At 47.5% G+C, this 18487-nt stretch carries 14 protein-coding genes; 4 read left to right on the top strand and 10 right to left on the bottom strand.

Annotated elements, in window-relative coordinates; translation table 11 throughout:
* Nucleotides 1–12: 12 nt before the first annotated feature.
* Nucleotides 13–1263: a lipopolysaccharide biosynthesis protein gene (locus KSO86_RS05405; RefSeq protein WP_216378590.1), complete on the top strand. Its 1251-nt coding sequence runs from the start codon at nt 13–15 to the stop codon at nt 1261–1263.
* A 34-nt stretch (nt 1264–1297) separates the two neighbouring features.
* On the opposite strand, the gene KSO86_RS05400 is transcribed toward KSO86_RS05405, so the two are convergent.
* The 3 genes from KSO86_RS05400 to KSO86_RS05390 are packed head-to-tail and all read right to left on the bottom strand — an operon-like array spanning nt 1298 to nt 6853.
* Complete coding sequence (locus KSO86_RS05400) at nt 1298–2863, bottom strand: DUF2142 domain-containing protein (RefSeq protein ID WP_216378588.1); 1566 nt, start codon at nt 2861–2863, stop codon at nt 1298–1300.
* A 25-nt stretch (nt 2864–2888) separates the two neighbouring features.
* The gene (locus KSO86_RS05395; RefSeq protein ID WP_216378586.1) at nt 2889–5330 is read right to left on the bottom strand and encodes a glycosyltransferase; all 2442 of its coding nucleotides are present in this window, start codon (nt 5328–5330) and stop codon (nt 2889–2891) included.
* Entirely contained in the window at nt 5327–6853 is a 1527-nt protein-coding gene (locus KSO86_RS05390) for a hypothetical protein (RefSeq protein ID WP_216378584.1), read from the bottom strand. Before KSO86_RS05390 ends, KSO86_RS05395 begins: the two co-directional genes overlap by 4 nt.
* Nucleotides 6854–7013: 160 nt before the next feature.
* Here KSO86_RS05390 and KSO86_RS05385 point away from each other — a divergent pair, with 160 nt between their 5' ends.
* The 3 genes from KSO86_RS05385 to rfbB are packed head-to-tail and all read left to right on the top strand — an operon-like array spanning nt 7014 to nt 10200.
* Nucleotides 7014–7949, top strand: a complete 936-nt coding sequence (locus KSO86_RS05385; protein ID WP_216378582.1) for an ABC transporter permease — start codon at nt 7014–7016, stop codon at nt 7947–7949.
* Nucleotides 7949–9181, top strand: coding sequence for an ABC transporter ATP-binding protein (locus KSO86_RS05380; RefSeq protein ID WP_216378580.1), 1233 nt, complete (start codon nt 7949–7951; stop codon nt 9179–9181). Before KSO86_RS05385 ends, KSO86_RS05380 begins: the two co-directional genes overlap by 1 nt.
* Nucleotides 9182–9207: 26 nt before the next feature.
* A complete protein-coding gene (gene rfbB / locus KSO86_RS05375; RefSeq protein WP_216378579.1) occupies nt 9208–10200 on the top strand; it encodes a dTDP-glucose 4,6-dehydratase in 993 nt (330 codons plus the stop codon).
* An 86-nt stretch (nt 10201–10286) separates the two neighbouring features.
* Here rfbB and KSO86_RS05370 read toward each other — a convergent pair whose 3' ends face one another.
* The 7 genes from KSO86_RS05370 to KSO86_RS05340 form a co-directional block, all read right to left on the bottom strand.
* Entirely contained in the window at nt 10287–11666 is a 1380-nt protein-coding gene (locus KSO86_RS05370; RefSeq protein ID WP_216378577.1) for an MFS transporter, read from the bottom strand.
* Nucleotides 11667–11816: 150 nt separating this feature from the next.
* A complete protein-coding gene (locus KSO86_RS05365) occupies nt 11817–12560 on the bottom strand; it encodes a glycerophosphodiester phosphodiesterase family protein (RefSeq protein ID WP_091279233.1) in 744 nt (247 codons plus the stop codon).
* Between the two features lie 131 nt (nt 12561–12691).
* Nucleotides 12692–13573, bottom strand: coding sequence for a glycosyltransferase family 2 protein (locus KSO86_RS05360; protein WP_216378575.1), 882 nt, complete (start codon nt 13571–13573; stop codon nt 12692–12694).
* A gap of 7 nt (nt 13574–13580) precedes the next feature.
* Nucleotides 13581–14270, bottom strand: a complete 690-nt coding sequence (locus KSO86_RS05355) for a copper homeostasis protein CutC (protein ID WP_216378573.1) — start codon at nt 14268–14270, stop codon at nt 13581–13583.
* 57 nt (nt 14271–14327) lie between these two features.
* Nucleotides 14328–15503, bottom strand: a complete 1176-nt coding sequence (locus KSO86_RS05350) for an alpha-L-fucosidase (RefSeq protein WP_253280522.1) — start codon at nt 15501–15503, stop codon at nt 14328–14330.
* 89 nt (nt 15504–15592) lie between these two features.
* Complete coding sequence (locus tag KSO86_RS05345; RefSeq protein WP_216378571.1) at nt 15593–16483, bottom strand: ROK family protein; 891 nt, start codon at nt 16481–16483, stop codon at nt 15593–15595.
* A 5-nt stretch (nt 16484–16488) separates the two neighbouring features.
* On the bottom strand, nt 16489–18486 hold the full coding sequence (locus KSO86_RS05340; protein ID WP_216431895.1) for an ABC transporter ATP-binding protein: 1998 nt from the start codon (nt 18484–18486) through the stop codon (nt 16489–16491).
* Between the last annotated feature and the right edge of the window lies 1 nt (nt 18487).

Raw genomic sequence — 18487 nt, 5'->3', positions numbered from 1 at the left:
TATGAGGTGCATATGAGCACTAATAAACCGCTAACGCTTAAAAGCAATATGCTATGGAACTCGATCGGATCCATGATTCGACTAATATGCAACTACGTTATGACAATTGCTGCTGTTCGACTTTCAACCGGATTTGATGTTGCAGGTAGCCTAGCCATCTCCATGTCAATATCTAACCTTATCCTTCCGTTTGCTGATTATCGCCTCCGCACATTACAAATCACCGATGTGAAGAATGAACGCTCATCTAATCAATACGTCGGCTTACGTATTATCACATCACTGTTTGCATTTGTAGCTGGTAGCTTCTATGCCATTATCACCTCGTCTTTTTCCAGTCTTATCCCGGTCCTCTTATATCTCATCTATTCACTGACGGTTAACTTTATTGAAGTATTTCATGCAATTGATTGGCGCAACTATCGTATGGATATTTCTGGGATTTCCTATATCTTACAAGGCATCACAAACCTACTATCGTTCAGCGTGGTGCTATGGACAACAAACTCTTTGACCTGGGCAATCATTGCTATGATCATCTCGGAAATTCTGGTAGGAGTTTTCTACGACGCACCTCAAGCGGCAAAGTTCGAGAGCATAACACCAGTTGTTGATATCTTGCCCTCGCTAAAACTACTTTTAACGCTTACTCCGCTTGTTATTTCACAGGTGCTGAGCACTGCGGTACTGACCATTCCTCGCCAACAACTGGAGATTTCCTTAGGTACCGCCGCGCTAGGAATCTATGCTTCAGTAGCATCTCCAGTGCTTATAGTTCAAATGGGCGCTACATACGTCTACAGCCCACTGCTTCGGGAGCTTGCCCAGCGGCTAAATTCGGACAAACACTCTGCCTTAAAACTCATCAAAAAAACAACCGGTTTTATCTTGCTCATCACTGGTCTACTATCCGTTCTTCTTCTGATTTTCGGCAACTGGCTCTTAACGATCTTATTTGGCAATGAGATTAGCCAGCACACTTACATCCTGCAACCAGCCATATTATTTACGTTAATTACTGCCTTTGTGTGGTTTATGAACGATCTGCTGATCACCGTAAGAAATTACAAGGGAGCATTCATTGGAAATGCAATCGCTGCAGTTTTAACTGTTACACTTTCCCAAGGGTTCATTAACATGTTCGGAATCAATGGACCGAGTTGGGTTGGCACCGCATCTTATTCGAGTGCCCTGATCGTCATGGTTGCAGTATTCGCGTACAGCTATCGTAAGCTACCACGTCACTCAATCATTGAAGAGTAGGACCAAGACCTACCGCCAATCCGCATTCTCATCGTCACACGAGATTTTTAGGCGCTTTCTTTTCACCTTCACTGGCGATGTATCGATTTTCCTCAACCATTGAAGTATTCTTCACTTCCGCATCACAAAATGAATATCGATGAATGAAGATAATAACCGTTATCAGCCCAACTACAAATGCAAGTGATGACACTTCCCATACAGTCATTGGCGAAATACTAATATTCCACCACCACTCTATGTTGTTATTCAGATTGAACAAGTGCGGGGGCTGAAACCCGGAAATATAGCGTTGCATGACAATGTGGAGGGCAATACTATTAACGACCGAAACAGCCAGGCCTACAGTTATTAACTGCGGTAGATCGAAGATGCGTTTCCGATACGGTCCCGCAACAAAAAGTAAGAAAAGCAAGACGCCAAGTAGCGGGATCATATACCTCGGTTGGTAATCACCAAACCCAGTGAATATTCCCTTAAGAATAAACACTAACGGTATTCCCGCCATGGCACCAAGAACAACTGTTGCAGAAAGCCATTTACGCCATGTTCCAGAACGCAACCCCGCCATTAATGCACCAGAAAAAACAAAGAGCGCTGTGTATGTCACCGGTCCGTCTAATGGCGTATCGAACCAACCAGGACCATATGTAACACCAAACATTCCAGCTAGATATCGCGGGAAATCAAGAATCGTGTGAACAGCAGTGCGCATCAGATTTCCTCCACCAACAAATCCAGCTGTTACATGTTTAACTTGCCCGCCTAAGGATATCGAATATGCACCTACCAACCCTATAAGAGCAACAGTTACGGCGGGTATAATATTTTCCCTACTCCACCTGATAGCGAACACGAAAGCAACTGCAACAACGAACAGGTAGAATGAAACATCTCGCCGAGCCGATAAACATAGAATCGCAGAGATAATACCAAACCCTAAGAGAACCCAACGGCGCCAGTCTCTGGCAGTCGCGGCGCCAAACATAGCCACTGTATAGCCATAAAGTCCTGTTATTGCCCACGAGCTTGGATTTATTGATGTAATGAAATAAAATCCCATCGGAATCCAGGCAACAACCATTGGCAGCAAGAATGCTGGACGTTGTTCAGGACGTAAGAAAACCCCTATTAATCCTAATAACACTACAGCGATAGCTAGATTAATCGAACGCATAACAATAATGGACTTGCTTACATCCTCCTGAACAAAAAGATGCTGAAAAGCATAATAACCAGCTGGATAGTCACCATTGTCATAACGGTGACTCCACACTAGCTCATTGGTGGAAATATCAACATTACAGTCCGCAGCTGAACTATCCGGCTTGAACGCATGACATGCAGCACCGGCAGCAACAGGAATTGGAACCTGCACTTCCTCGACGCCGTCAATTTTCTTGACTGCACATGACTCACCAATCGGACGTGGACACCAAATAGATCCCATATGGAAATCGTCATCAGGAGAACCACCAATTGGAGAGGCCACAACCCACCCTAAACCAGCCCCAAAAAAAGCTATCATCGTCACAATAACGAGGCTGATCGATCGAACACCTAATGTTAAACGGAGTGGCTGAAGTTTATTATTACGCATTTTCATTTCCTGTAACTATCCACGACTAAAACAGTTTCCGTAACCGAGAACGGACTTTATCTGCCAGTAACTTCGGACCACCTGCTTTCAGATGCTCGACCACAAGTTTGGCATCACGGGATAGATTAAATGGCACCCTCACAAACTGGAGATCGGTACGAACTGCATCTCCTTCAACAGTCTTCCGATCGTCTGCACGATGAGCATGATCTACAAAATCGAGTAAAGGTTTGAGCGCATTTCTCCATTCAAATTGAACCGAATAGCGCTCAATATTACGCTTAAAATCGTCCGCTAAGCCTGGCTCAAATAGTACTCGCTCTAATGCGGTTGCCAACGCATCAACGTCTTCAGGCGGAACAGAAATTCCAATATTTTCTGAGTTTAACGCATTACCAAAAGAATCACCTTCGGTTGCTACAATCGGCAATCCAGCCCATAAATAATCCAGAATCCGAGTACGGAATGAATACTGGGTTTCAATGTGTTCAAAGTGAGTTGAGACTCCACAGTCTGCATCAAGTAGATAGTTGTGGCGGATGTTGTAGTCCACCCAATCATGATTAAAGAAGACATACTTCCCGGTCAGACCAAGTTCATCAGCAAGATCCATCGCCTGTTGTGTCATCTTCATCTTCGGCACCGCCGGATTAGGATGCTTCACACCAAGGAAATACATTCGGACGTTGTCGTGCTTCTTTACTAAAAGGTCAACTGCCCGAATCAATGTGAGCGGATCGAACCAATTATAGACTCCACCACCCCATAAAATAACCTTATCTTCAAGCGAAATTCCAGGAACCTTTCCCTTAATCGCATGATAATCTTGTACCGGGCGCAATTCATTCAATCCAAATGGCACAATGTCGATCACAGACTCAGGATTATTGCCAGTACCTACAAAATTCCGATTGATTCGACCCATTGCAGCTAGTTGTCCAAGCCAGAAGTTACGTTGTTTCTCCGAAGCGCATAGGAATCTATCGCCTCGAATAATCTGTCGATTTAACGCATTAGTACTTGACAGTAACGTATCGTCACGACCCTTTGGACCTTGGTCTTTAGCTTGTTCTAGTTGTTCGAGGTGGATAGGGTCATAAATATCAGTGATCAAGATCTTATCTGTATCTATAATCCATGGAGCGACTTCAAGTAAAAACCCTTGAAAAATGACGATATCAGACCAGTCAACAAGAGCATGAAGCTCTTTGCTACTACCCAGATGGATATCAAAATCAGCTGACTCCACTCCAATAACGCCAGTAGTTGAACATAGTTTGACTTGATGTTTTTCGCTAAGACGCTTTGCCATTTCCCAGGCACGAATAGCTGGACCAGCCATCTTTTCGGAGAGCATATCGCCAGTAATAACTAAAATGCGTGATGGACGGAAATATTTCTGCTCAATATCAAAATGATCAACCAATTCCTTATGCGCATTAAGATAGGCTGAATACGGTTCGAGTGGTTCCAAAGCTACCCGCATTAAAGGCAAAATCTCCGAATCATCACGTACACGTGTTGCTTGAACTTGCTTTCGCAGCGCAGCAAAGTACTCCAGATTTTCATTGAACCAACCAACTGCAAATGCACCCGTAACTGCAGTCTTCTTAATCTGTGTACCCGTAAATGCATCCGCATTAGCGGTATCTATTTCTTTTTCCCCCCGCGAGGCACCACGTTCATTCGCCAATGCCAGTGCAGAAGCAAACACGGTACGTAGAAGATCCGGTCCTAGATTCTTATAAATACACGCCAAAGCATTGCGTTCTAGTAAATACTGCTCGCGGTAATTACCGAATTTATCCATCGAGACATGATGCCGGTGATAAGCGATAGATGTCGGAACATAGCGTACATCGTATCCTGCAAGTGTCACACGCCAGCCGAAATCTACGTCTTCATAGAACATAAAGAATTTTTCATCGAAACCGCCGAGTTCTTCATACACATGGCGAGGAGCAAACATTGCAGCGCCAGTCGCGAACAACACGTTCTTTTCCGAGCTGCCTTGCCCAACATAGTCCCAGCCAGCTTCACGCTTGTAGCCCATACCGAACCAAGTAAGTGAGCCATCGACGTAGTCAATTTTGCCACCTTCCCAGTTGAGAACTTTCGAGGCTACACAGCCGATTTTCGGATCTGCTTCAATACGTGCCACTGCAGCGCTGATCCAGTTTTCGTCTGGGCGCGCATCATTATTCAAAAAGGCAACAACATCCCCGGTTGACGAAGCAACACCCAAATTACAGCCACCTGCAAAACCAAGGTTCTCCCCCGCGTCGACGATAACTTCATTAGGAATTTGCTCGCGGAACTTTGCTAAGGAATCATCGCCCGAATTATTTTCAACGACGACAATTTCCAGTTGGTCTTGGGGCCACGATGTTTGGCGTAAATATTTGACTGCATCAATCGTATCTTGTGCACCACGGTAATTAACCAGGATGACCGAAACTTTTGTCATTTCTGAACACTTCCCTTTGCTTTATCCACCACGTTCCCAGTTTTCTTTGCCAGCTCGTTCACTACACCCTGGGCAGTTCGCTTTGCCAGCATACCGTAAGGAGTCTTCTGATAAAGCGGAACAGATTCAACGTTATCGAGTGCTTTTAGTGGATGTTTAATAGCAGAAATGATCTCTGCATTCCCCTCTTCAATAGCGACAAGGGAGTTGTATGCGTGATCCTCGTCGTATGCCATGGCATTAAGCCGTTTAAGCCCAGCAATATAACCAAGGTAAAGATCTCGTTGTTTTGGCGAAGAAACAATAATCCGATCCATATATTCAATCGTTTCATTCCACGTTTGCACAGACGTTTCGGTGACACCTTCAGTAAAACTTCGATAATCATTTTGCATCAGCGATAAAATATCTGTTGTTGTCATATCAAGAACCATCATTGCATGCGTATTTCGAATTCCAATCACATCGCGCAACGGCGATCCAATCAAAACAATAACGGACATTTGCTCAAAAATCCCTTGGACTTTTTCTACCCTTCTCAGCTTTCCCGCTGAGCATTGGAAAAGCTCACTATTGCCCGTGTCCCACATATAAACATCAGTAGAAAAAAGGGAACTGACCTCCATCATCCGATCGTAGGAGATTTTATCTTTAAACGGACAAACAAATAAAATATCCGGATGATTATACGGTGAGATATCGGCAAAAGACTCACGCAACACAGAAATATAAGCTGGATTCAGTCCAGTACTCGCCCACATTTCATCAATAAAATCGGATAGCCCAGGCAATCGCTTCCCGGGTATTCGATTCATAGGAAAGTTAATCTGACTTGCAGCATTGGTCCGCTTCATTCCTTTAGCCCATTTACGAATCAAGCGCGCTCCAGATAACGCACGAGAGGGAAGCGTGAGTTCTCGATTAGCTTCGTCGCCTGGCGACAATTGCAAGTCTAAAGTAGAAATATCAACACCAGTCATCGCCCCCGACAGAACACCTAGTACCAACGGTGCAAGTTCATAAGCTTGCACCTGTGGATCAAGATTTCGGGAAAGAACGTTCATATATACCAAGACAGACGGCAAGTTGGATTTCAATCCGGCCATCCGACGACGTTCAATGACATATCCTCGAGCACTTAGCCGGAACATTACATCCATCGCCATCGTCTGCGCATCAAGTGAAGCATCGAGTCCCCCAATATAATGGATGTCTTCAGCATTGAAAAAATATGCGGCAGCAGCCGTCGATAAAGATTGCCCTTCATATCCATCGCCAGTAAAGACAACATTCTTACCGGCACTCAAGTAATCTAATCCTTTATCCATAACAGTCGCGATTAACTCTCCTGGAATCGCAGCTACCTGCGGGATTATCACAACAACACCGGGGAAAGACATCTGGTCGAAAACATTAGTAAACTCCCCAGGTACAACTTTCTCTACACGCGCGTCACTTTGTAGATATGGCGACCACTGCGGTGAAAAACTCTGATCCTCACCAATAATAAACAGCGAATTCACTACGATCTCCCTAAATTTAATAAGATGTAATCACTACTTAATGCTACCCTGATTACTCATAGTACATACTCCGACTTCAACTATGTCTATCTCACATGTCCACTATTTAGCCAGTCGAGCATTACTATAGATTTAGGAATACTGAAACGATTGGATATCAATGCAAGAATATAACGCCAACCGAAAACCGGGCTCTTCTGCTCAGCAAAGGTTTAAGCGCCTTGCCACTGAAGAAATGCACACAGTTTCGCCTGATTCTAGCTTCATTCATGGCTTAATCCCATCATGGCTCGATGTTTGGAACCATCGAAATCTCCTGATGCTTCTCATCCGTCGCGAACTTAAAGCAAAATATAAAGACTCTTTCCTTGGTTTCACCTGGACTTTAATCCGGCCACTAGTGCAGCTTTTCATTTACTATTTTGCAATCGGAAAAATTCTTGGCGCAGAACGCGGGATACCAGATTTTGGAATTTACGTCTTCGCAGGACTAACCGCTTGGGCATTGTTCAATGAAATTGTTGCAATGGGAACACAATCGATCGTTTCCAATGGTGGAATTATCAAAAAAGTTTATCTGCCACGAGAGATTTTTCCTCTAGCTAGCGCGGGAGCTGCCTTCGTAAACTTCTGTGCTCAAATGTTGGTATTAATCATCGGTGCACTTGTGATCCGTGGTATTTCTTTAACTTCTTTCATTCTTTATGTACCCCTAGCATCACTCGTTCTTTTCGTTTGGGGCGTCGCGCTAGCTTTATGGTTGTCTGCAGTTAACGTCAGTATGCGCGATACCCAATATTTAGTCGAAGTCGGTTTACTCATCGGAATGTGGTTAAGCCCGATAGTTTATTCTTATGAGATGGTAGCTAACGTTTCAAGTGAGACCATTGCACTCATTTATAGTTGGAACCCAATCACCATAGCCGTATCTGCTTTTCAAGCTGGAACATGGAAGGCAGGGATGGACAATGGTGCACAACTCCCTCCCGATTTGCTAACTCGAAACTTCACCGTCCTTGCTGTCGGTATTGTTTTATGCATTCTTGCTCAACGCTATTTTGCCCATGCACAACGTAATTTCGCTCAGGATCTATAATGACATTTAACGTAGCACCAGAACCTTTAGACGTTATTAAAGTAGATAGCGTCTCTAAAAAATTTGTTTTACGTAAAGATAAATCGCTTAAAGAACGCATCGTTAATGCTGGACGTAACCGTAAACACATCGAGCGCTACACCGCACTTGATGATGTTTCTTTCTCGGTACAAGCTGGCGAATCCCTCGGGCTAACTGGCGCCAATGGCTCCGGAAAGTCTACGCTACTCAAACTTATTGGTGGAATTATCTCTCCCGATTCAGGGAGTGTTAAGGTTCGCGGCCGCATTGCAGCTCTTCTTGAACTTGGGGCAGGATTCCATCCCGATCTTACTGGAATGGAAAACATCTTCCTTAATGCCTCCATTATGGGCCTGAGCGAAGAAGAAATCGATGAACAGATAGATTCCATCATTGACTTTTCTGGAATTTCCGATTTTATCAATACCCAGGTGAAATTTTATTCTTCTGGAATGTATGTGCGACTTGCCTTCTCAGTCGCTGTCCATTCAAATCCAGATATTCTCTTAGTTGATGAAGTCCTTGCTGTGGGAGATGAACCTTTCCAGCGGAAATGTATGGAACGTATCCGACAGTTCCAAGAGGACGGCCGCTCCATTATTTTAGTTTCCCATTCGCCAGACCAAATTGTTGAAATGTGCGATCGCGCTCTAGTCCTTCAAAAAGGCAAGCTTATTACTATTGGCCCCACTCGTGAATCTATGAACATTCTTCACAAGTCATACGCGAAACAGATTCAGGCCGATCGAGCTAAAAATGCAAGCATCCCTCCCGAAGCTGAAGAATCACTCCACAATCTCAAAATTACCGATGTGCGAGCTAGCGGATTCACAACACTCCCTAGTGGCGTTGATTTGTTCCTTTCAGGCAATGACCTCACTATTTCAACAGATATTTCCACCCAAGTTCCGCTTCATGATTACACGCTAGAACTGAGTATAGAAGCCCTCGACGGCACAAAAATTTTCACAATGAATAGTGCCAACCTTGATCAAAAACTTCAGCCAGTTTCATCTACTGGAACTATCGATATTACTATTCCAAATTTCTATCTTGGCGAAGGCCAATTTGTTTTCAACGTTCTCATCAGCACTTCTTCAGGAATAACTCTGGCACATAAAAAGAACGCTTTAGTTCTTCAAGTAGGATCTGACGCAAAGACTTCTGGATTGATCAAGGCCTTCCCCGAAATCACAGTTAAAGCTGACTAACTCGTTCAAATAATTAAGGAGAAACAATGAAAGTACTCGTCACCGGCGGAGCCGGATTTATTGGTGCGAACTTCGTCCACCAGACTGTTGAGACCATGCCCGACGCCGACGTCGTCGTTTTGGACAAACTCACCTACGCTGGTAATCCAGCTTCGATCGCTGGCCTCGACCGGGTAACACTTATCGAAGGCGATATTGCTGATCGGGACACTGTTGATCCGCTCGTGAAGGATGCCGACGTCGTCGTCAACTTTGCTGCCGAATCACACAACGACAACTCCCTCAACGATCCATCGCCGTTCATCCGCTCCAATATTGTGGGCACGTTCGAACTCCTCGAAGCCGTTCGCCGTCACGGCACCCGGTTCCACCACATCTCCACTGACGAAGTCTATGGCGACCTTGAGATCGGCGAACCACGCCGTTTCCAGCCGGGTGACCCCTACGTGCCATCAAGCCCATACTCGTCATCAAAAGCTGCGTCAGATCACCTTGTGCGCGCCTGGGTACGCTCCTTTGGGATCGAAGCAACGATCTCCAACTGCTCGAACAACTATGGCCCATACCAACACATTGAAAAATTCATTCCACGTACCGTCACCAACCTGATGGACGGCATTCGTCCCCGCATTTACGGCACGGGCGAGCAGATCCGCGACTGGATCCATGTGCGTGACCACAACACTGCTGTCTGGGCGATTATTAACAAGGGTCGCCTCGGCGAAACCTACTTGATTGGTGCCGACGGCGAACTCAACAATCTCCAAGTCACTCAGATGATTCTGGAAGAATTCGGCCGCGACGCTAACGACTTCGATCACGTCAATGATCGCCCCGGACACGATCAGCGTTATGCTATCGATAATTCCAAGCTCGTTGAAGAAACCGGATGGCAGCCGTCGTTTAAGAACTTCGCTGACGGCCTGCACAACACCATCGAATGGTACAAGGCCAACGAAGCATGGTGGCGTCCAGCAAAAGATGCCGTCGAAGCTAAGTACGCAAAGAATGGCCAGTAAAACTAACTAAATTAATAATCCGCATCTAGTAGGAACGGCAAACCCGATTCCCGCTAGATGCGGATTATTTTATGTCTGAGCGAAGACTAGTCTTCAACCTCAGCTGCAACAGCGAGGATTTCGTTGTCGCCAGCAATATCCAGCTTTCCAGCCTTCTCTAGGCGATTGTTAACAATCGCCAAAACGATCGCGCAGGCAGCACCGACCGCTGCTACCAATACCGTGATCCACAAGATCTGCTGGTAACCGACGTATGGATCCGCCTTGTGGGCTTCCACCAAACCTGCAGTCATTCGGTGCGCCCAGAGCACTGAGGCGAAAGCCGCAAATGAACCGACCGACATAGCCGAACCAGAAATATGTTCAGGCAGATGGAGCTCCGCGATCGGAGCAAGAATAACAGCCTTACCCATAAAGATTCCGATAGCCATGATCATCAGCAGAACCATAGCTAGCCACATCGAATGGGAACCAGCCGGCAACAACGACACGGTGAATGCGCCACCCGCAGTCACCGCCAAAGATACACCCAGCATGACTGTCGAGGACTTAAAGACATAGTCCGCAACGATACCTGAAATAAGACCAGCAAACACGCCAATAAGACCAGTATTGAAAATACCGAAAGCACCCGCAACAGCATCCGAAGCGTTGAATACCAGCTTGATGTATGGCGCCGACAGGTAGATGAGGTTGACGTACGTCCAGTACAGACACATAGCTGCCATGCCTGCCATCCACACGCGTGGCTTAAGCAATACGTTGATCAGACCCGCTAGCGCAGCGACATTCTTACCAGCCTTCTTATCGCTGATCTGAACACTCTTAGCAATTGCGTTCTTTGGTACGTAGCGAAGCAGAGCAATAATGATCGGGATGAGTAAAAGGGCATATCCAATTCCGAAGCCCTTCATAATGCTGACTGCATTATCTGGATACAGTCCAATGAACACCAAGATAACTGCGTTCATAGCAAATTCGAGTGCGCGGCGAATGGTTTCAAGCAGACCCATTGCTAAACCACGGCCCTTAATATCTTCGTCTTTTGCGATAAATACGACGCCATTAACCACTGCTGGCCAGCCGATTGCATCCCAGATGCCCCAGCTAGCTGCAATAACAACCATAGCCTTAAATGGAATACCTGGTACCAAGTACAAAATAAGGAATGTGACAAGACGCCACCCAGCGAATGCAATCAGGATTGAACGAATAGTGAAACGATTGTTCACCCAGCCCGCTGGCACATAGAAGAACATCGCAATGCCAATCCAGCCGAATAAAATACCGAATTGGTCGATACTAATTCCGAGCGACTCGGACAAAGGCAGAAGCAACGCGCCTTTAAACGCTTCGAACGAAACATATACCAGCTGGCCAGTCAGGACGATAGTCAAGAACGCACCGATTTTGCCTCGCTGTAGGAACTTAGGCAAACGTCCAGATGACGTTACGCTTTCTGTCATTATTTTTCACTTTCTGTTTTGGTTAGTAGCGTCATCGCCACTAATATCAAATTTGACGAAATATCAAGTACTAGAACCAGTCAGGAGCGGGAAGGTATACTGCCTTCCTGCTCCTGATAGGCGTTATAACGGTGAGATATAGGTGGATGGTTACTTCAAGAATTCATCTGCGATGTCGGTAAAGACTCCGGTCGCACCCCAGTTGAACAGTTCGTTTGCGCGGTCTTTTCCATTGACAGTCCAGACGTTTACGCCGTATCCAGCTTCTCGGAATTGGGAGATGAGCTCTGGAGTAAGCTTTGCATCCTCTGGATGGATGTAGGAGGCTCCTACGAGTTCCAAGATGGACTTCCAGTCTGGCCACAGGTTATCAACAACGAACAATGCACCGATCGGAATATCTGGGCGCATTTCATGTACGTGGTGGAGAAGCAGGTGGTTGAACGACGAAATGATAATCTCACGCTCTGGATCGAGGCGGTCCAGTTCTGCTAGCGTATTCTCGATCATCTGAAGCGACATGGCCTTGCCGCGCTCATTAGACTTGAGCTCAATGTTGGCGTTCATGCCGGTTTCGTTCATCAAATCTACGAGTTGATGAAGCGTTGGCATTGGCTCGCCAGCATATTCAGACGAGAACCAAGAGCCAGCATCGATGCTCGGCAGATCCTTAGCAGTAAGATCGTAGAAATAACCTGATTTGTTGGTGGTGCGATCTAACAAGGTATCGTGCAGAATAATTGGTGTACCGTCTGCCATAATGTCGACGTCGGTTTCAAACCACTTGCAGCCACTTTCAGCCGCAAGACGGAACGCAGCAAGCGTATTTTCCGGTGCACGATGGTTAAGACCACGATGTGCGATTACTTCGCGTTGTAACATTGTATGTTTCATAGCGCAATTATCCCCTTTGATATGAATACTTTTGAAGAATAACCCTTCAGTGCAAATAAATCTTAACTGTCGCTAAGTAATGAGAATTGTCAGCATTGACAACGTTGGTTTGTGCACAAAATTTCACATAACTATTCGTTATCACGCGTTTGCCACCACGCACGCATATCCAAGCCTAGTCCCAGCACACCTCGGAGTGGAGCGAACTTCATTCCCGGATACGCCCCAGCAAGATACTGTTTAGCAGATTCGTGGTGGGCACGTATCATTCGTGCCGGACGTGCTTTCCAGGAAGCGCCTTGTTCGTGGACGACGACGGCGGAGGGAACATACACGCTAGCGTATCCAGCTTCACCAGCACGCCTGCCCAAATCGACGTCCTCAAAGAACATGAAGAAACGCGGATCGAAACCGCCGATTTCACGCCAGACCGAGGCTCGGATAACTAGGCACGCCCCAGAGAGCCACCCGGTCACATGCTCTCCGGTTGTCGAGCCATGATATGCCTTCGTCCATGGATTATGTGGCCATAGATGCGCGAAAACAGCATGCCCGATCCCGTTGCGAATACTTGGCAAAGCACGTGCCGAAGGGTAAACGTTTCCATTGCTTTCTAAAAGCTGCGGACCGAAAATTCCTGCTTGCGGCCAGCGTTGCCCAGCGGCAACCATCGCTGCTAATGCACCAGGTTTAAAAACCGTATCTGGATTAGCAACACAGACCCACGGTTCGACTACGTCGTCGAGACCTAAATTTGCGGCTCGGCCATACCCGAGATTCTCTCCAGGGCGTAGCACGCGAACCTGCAACTGATCCCGATATTGTTCCGCGAGCGCATCAACCCGCTCGGTCTCGGCACCGTTATCCACAATCGTCAGCGAGACTCCAAGATCACCACTTGCATCGTCTACCTGCCGGCCAGCTTCCAGAAGCGAGAAAACCATCGCATCCAATTCTGGCCCCGGATTGTAGGCGATCGTAACAACGTGAATTGCGGATTGTTCAACTGGCATAGGTCTATTATAAAACACCCGTCGCTACCGCCCAAGATTCGACTAGTCGCGGATCGATTGGATTCACAAAACTACCGCCACGCACTGCAGAACCAACATGGAACTTATGGATACCTGCGTCTCTCAAAGCTGGGAGATGCTCGAGATGCAGTCCACCACCGACCATCATAAGCTCCCGCGCCTGCGGATTCACCGCTTGTGATAGCAGGTTATCCATACCAGCAGTAACTCCCGTTGCCGAGCCAGCAGTGAGCACACTTGTCACGTGAGACAGGCTCAGAATCTGATGCCAGCCAGCAGCATAATCTGCCACATTGTCTACCGCGCGATGGATCGTTAATTCACATCCAGGAACATCAGCGAGAACCTCCTGCAAGGTTTTTGTATCTAGTTGGCCGTCTCGAACCCAGCCAACAACAAGCGCTTCTACCCCAGCCTGCACAAGTTCTCGAGCAGTAGCAGCAAGCGTTTCTTTGCTCCCAGGCATGAAACCAGCTTGATCGCGCACCATTGCACGAATAGGAATATCAGATACTTCGCGAATGTGCCGCACCTGTTCAACCGTTGCTGATAATCCGTCTTGGTCCATTGTGCCAACCAGTTCGATTCGATCTGCTCCACCTTGAGCAGCCGCGAGCGCATCGTGCGCATTTAATGCGATAACCTCAAGCATCTTTCCTCCTGCGATGGTTTTCATCACGATTGTATGGCATCTCTTACGACGACGTAACAACCAGCACGATATAGTCCCAAGTTAATCCACCAACTTCGCCACAACAATAGGCCACTGCATACCATCACCACTCTCGAGTGGAATTATTTTTCGATTCCGTAGCTTTTCTGGTAACACTACCTCGCGGTCCGGCTCGTACAGTGCATAGACCACGTCATCAGCTCCAGTTGAACAGGTGAAATAACAGCCGTCAAGCAATCCCGGACCCCACGGCCGCGTCCCGTAGATACCCTCACCAAAAACACGTAACCATTGCCCCATATATTCCAGCGATTGCTGCTGAATATCAGGTACCGTTCCATCTGCCTTGGGCCCGATATTGATCAGTAAATTGCCGTTCTTTGCAACCACATCCACCAGATATCGCACCAAATCTGGGCCACTGAATATTACAGATTCATCTTCATCTGCATTGTAGCCAAAAGACTTACCTAGTCCGCGCACAGCTTCCCATGGTCGGTCCATCACCCCTGAAACATCACGATATTCACGGGTTAGCACACCTTGAGCTGGCACTCCCCATCGGTCATTTATTACCCCGTTTGGAACAGTCTGAAAATATTGCGTAAACAACGCAGATAAACTGTATGGTTCGGGTCCCTTTCCACCATCTGGCCAATCAATATCATTCCAAATATAGTCCGGATGGTAAATATCAATAAGTTCACGAAGTTGGGTGGCCGCGTATTGTGCAAAGTCCGGATCGTTACGCCGGAATGCGAACAGCTCCTCATCAGAAGTAATCGGACCGAAATTACTAGCGTGCCAATCTAGTGCACCGGAAAAATACAGTCCCAGCCGGAGCCCAGCCTGGCGTACCGCCTGTCCGTATTGACCAATAATATCGACGCCGGGACCTCGTTTAACAGTAGAAAAATCCGTCGTCTGTGTGTTCCACAAACACAGCCCATCGTGATGTTTCGTAGTTGGAACAACATAACGCGCTCCGGCACGCACAGCTAGATTCACCATGTTTGCTACTGCACCGTCACGAATCTGCCAGATATCCACCAAATCTTCATAGGAACGTTGACCGTACCGCGCCCGATGAAGCAACGCTGTTGGTGATCCGGGAATACGTACTGTATTTCCGTACCATTCCGCATAGCGATGAAAAGCATATTCTTCAGCTGGGGAAAAATGTTCATCACTTGTAACCGCCCATGCCGGAATCGAATAGATTCCCCAATGGATCATCAGCCCAACTTTAGCGTCCCGATACCACTGTGGTACTGGCGTGGGCGGATACGATACGTCCTGTCGGCTGCCCACACGTTCGTCGAAGTTCAGCACAACTCGGCTCCCTTCCGCGCTGCACCAATAAGAACAGCGTCTCCTCCAAGAATAGATTTATGGATAACTAGCTGTGTCCCCGAAACCAATGGGTTTTGGTCTATAACATCGGCAAAACCAACGGAGAGATACTCCCAATCACGAGTCACCCCACCACCAACCACAACCGAATCTAGATCAAGAATAGTTGCGGTTTGGATAATCGCGAGCGCAACATATCGTCCGGCATTTACAAGGGTCTCGACGGCGATCTGGTCGCCTTGTTGTGCTGCCTGCGAGACTTCTCGAGCAGAAGTCACCTTGTTGCCAGTGGCTTGGGAGTATAACCGAGCGATTGAGCGACCCGACGACGTCGTCTCCACATGTCCACTACCACCGCAGGTACACGGAAGTGAACCAAAGCCAGGCATGTGTCCTATTTCAGCCGCGGCTCCCCGCGGACCGTGAAGGATCTTTCCATCGAGCATAATTGCTCCACCGACACCGGTACCTAACATGACTCCTAAACAGTCAGTTTCGCCAGCAACGGTCCCACATAACGTCTCACCTAACAAGAATGCATTGACATCATTTTCTACACCTACCGGGATTTCTAACGCACACTGTACTTGTGCACGTAATGCAAACCCTGCCCAGTTGCGGAAAGAATCGGAGGCAGTAAGAATATTACCTTCGGCATCAATCACGCCTGCCGCCCCGATTCCTACAGATGTCGCCTGCGGCCAACGGGATGAGACAATCTGCTTCAGCTCCCGTACAACAGCAAAACCAGATTCACGGGCTGGACTCGGAATTTCTATCCGATCAAGAATCTGTCCATCGTCAGTCACTTGGGCGACAGCCATGGTGGTTCCGCCAATATCCGCACCTATTTTTATAGTCATCGCACTCACCGCAACGGATAGTGGCAAGCAACTTGGTGGAAGCCGTCAGTCAAGAGCGGTTCTGTGTCACATAATTCAGTAGCGAACGGACACCGATTCTTAAACCGGCAACCTTCCGGCGGATTAACTGCCGATGCCGGTTCGCCCGTCAAATGGACTATTTCTTTTGCTTTATGCGCCGGATCGGCAACTGGAATTGCTTCGATCAAAGCCTGCGTATAAGGATGTTTTGGCGAGCTCACAATGTCGGCAGCCGGCCCTATCTCCACGATTTTACCCAAGTACATCACCGCGATTCGGTCAGAAATATATTTCACTACTGACAAATCGTGAGAGATGAAAATGTAGGTAAGTGAATGCTCTTCTTGCAGTCGCCGCATCACATTCAGTACTTGGGCTTGAACCGATACGTCAAGAGCTGACACCGGCTCATCACAAACAATCAGCCGTGGTTCCATCATCAGCGAACGCGCTAAGCCAATACGTTGTAGCTGACCACCCGAAAACTCATGCGGATATTTCCACATGGCATCTTGTTCAATTCCAATCTTTCCCACCAAAGTATCGGCGCGCTCTTGTTGCTCAGCTGCAGAGCCCATTCGCTGTATTTTTAACGGCTCAGTCAAAATTTCATCCACCCGCATGCGTGGATCCATAGCAGCAAACGAATCCTGGAACATCATCTGGACGTTGCGCCGGAGTTTCTTCAACTCACTGCGTGAAGCCTGCGCAATATCCCGACCATTAATCACAATGCGTCCCTCGCTGGCCGGCTCAAGAGCTGAAATAATCCGCCCTAAAGTTGACTTGCCACATCCTGATTCTCCCACGATTCCAAGAGTTTCCCCTTCGTGGACATCCAGAGAAACATGAGATACCGCATGGACAGATCCGATTCTTCGGCGGAATAATTTGCCACCCATTGCTGGGTAGAGCTTTGATACGTCTTTTACCGAACACATGATAGGTTGACTTGTGACATCACGCATTTTTCGTAATGACGTTGGACGCTCAAGTGGGGCACCCGCCGGATTCCAACACGAATGAGAATGTGTCATCCCGTTGACCGCTGTCATCACTAACTGCGGGGTTTCCGTATGGCATTTTTCAATCGTGCGAGGACACCGGGGTGCGAACGGGCACCCTACCAGCGTTTCCCTTAACGACGGCGGCATCCCAGGAATTGTGTATAGCTCTTGCCGAGTATCCTTTGTATTCTCCGGCAAAGCCGCCATCAATGACCGCGTGTATTGGTGTTGTGGATGGGCGAAAATTTCAGCCGTCGCACCAATCTCTACAACTTTACCGGCATACATCACTGCAACCCGGTCTGCACGTCCGGCGACCACTCCCAAATCGTGGGTTACCAAAATAACTGAGGTGTTGAATTCCTTCTTCAACGAATCCAACAAATCCAGTATCTGGCGTTGAATCATTACGTCCAACGCCGTCGTCGGTTCGTCTGCGATCAACAACGCTGGCTGGCAAATCAATGCCATCGCGATCATCACACGCTGCCGCATACCTCCAGATAGCTGATGCGGATAATCGTTGACTATTGCTTCCGGACGTGGCATACCAACTTTACGTAACACATCGATAGCAGCTTGTCGGCCTTCAGCCTTCGATACTCCGCGATGCACACGTAACGGTTCGGCAACTTGATCCCCGATCTTCATCGTCGGATTCAAGCTGGTCAGCGGGTCCTGGAAAATCATGCCGATTTCCAGGCCTCGTACCCGGCGCGCATCCTTTTGGTCCAGTGCCGTCAAGTTCCGGCCGTTGAAGGTAATCTTGCCACTCGATACCTGCCCCATCTGCGGCAATAAGCCCATGATGGACAGCGCGGTCATCGTTTTGCCACAGCCCGATTCACCAACTATGCCTAGTGTCTCCCCCGGCATAACATCGAGGCTCACGCCGCGCAATGGAGTGACCTGTCCCTTGCGAAGCTTGATTGTCACATTGAGATCATCAATAGATAGCAATGGTTCTGTAGTCATG

The sequence above is a fragment of the Arcanobacterium phocae genome (assembly GCF_018913465.1).
Lineage (GTDB): Bacteria > Actinomycetota > Actinomycetes > Actinomycetales > Actinomycetaceae > Arcanobacterium > Arcanobacterium phocae_A.
Note: the sequence above shows the minus strand (reverse complement) of the source record. Positions and strands in the feature narration are given on the sequence as shown.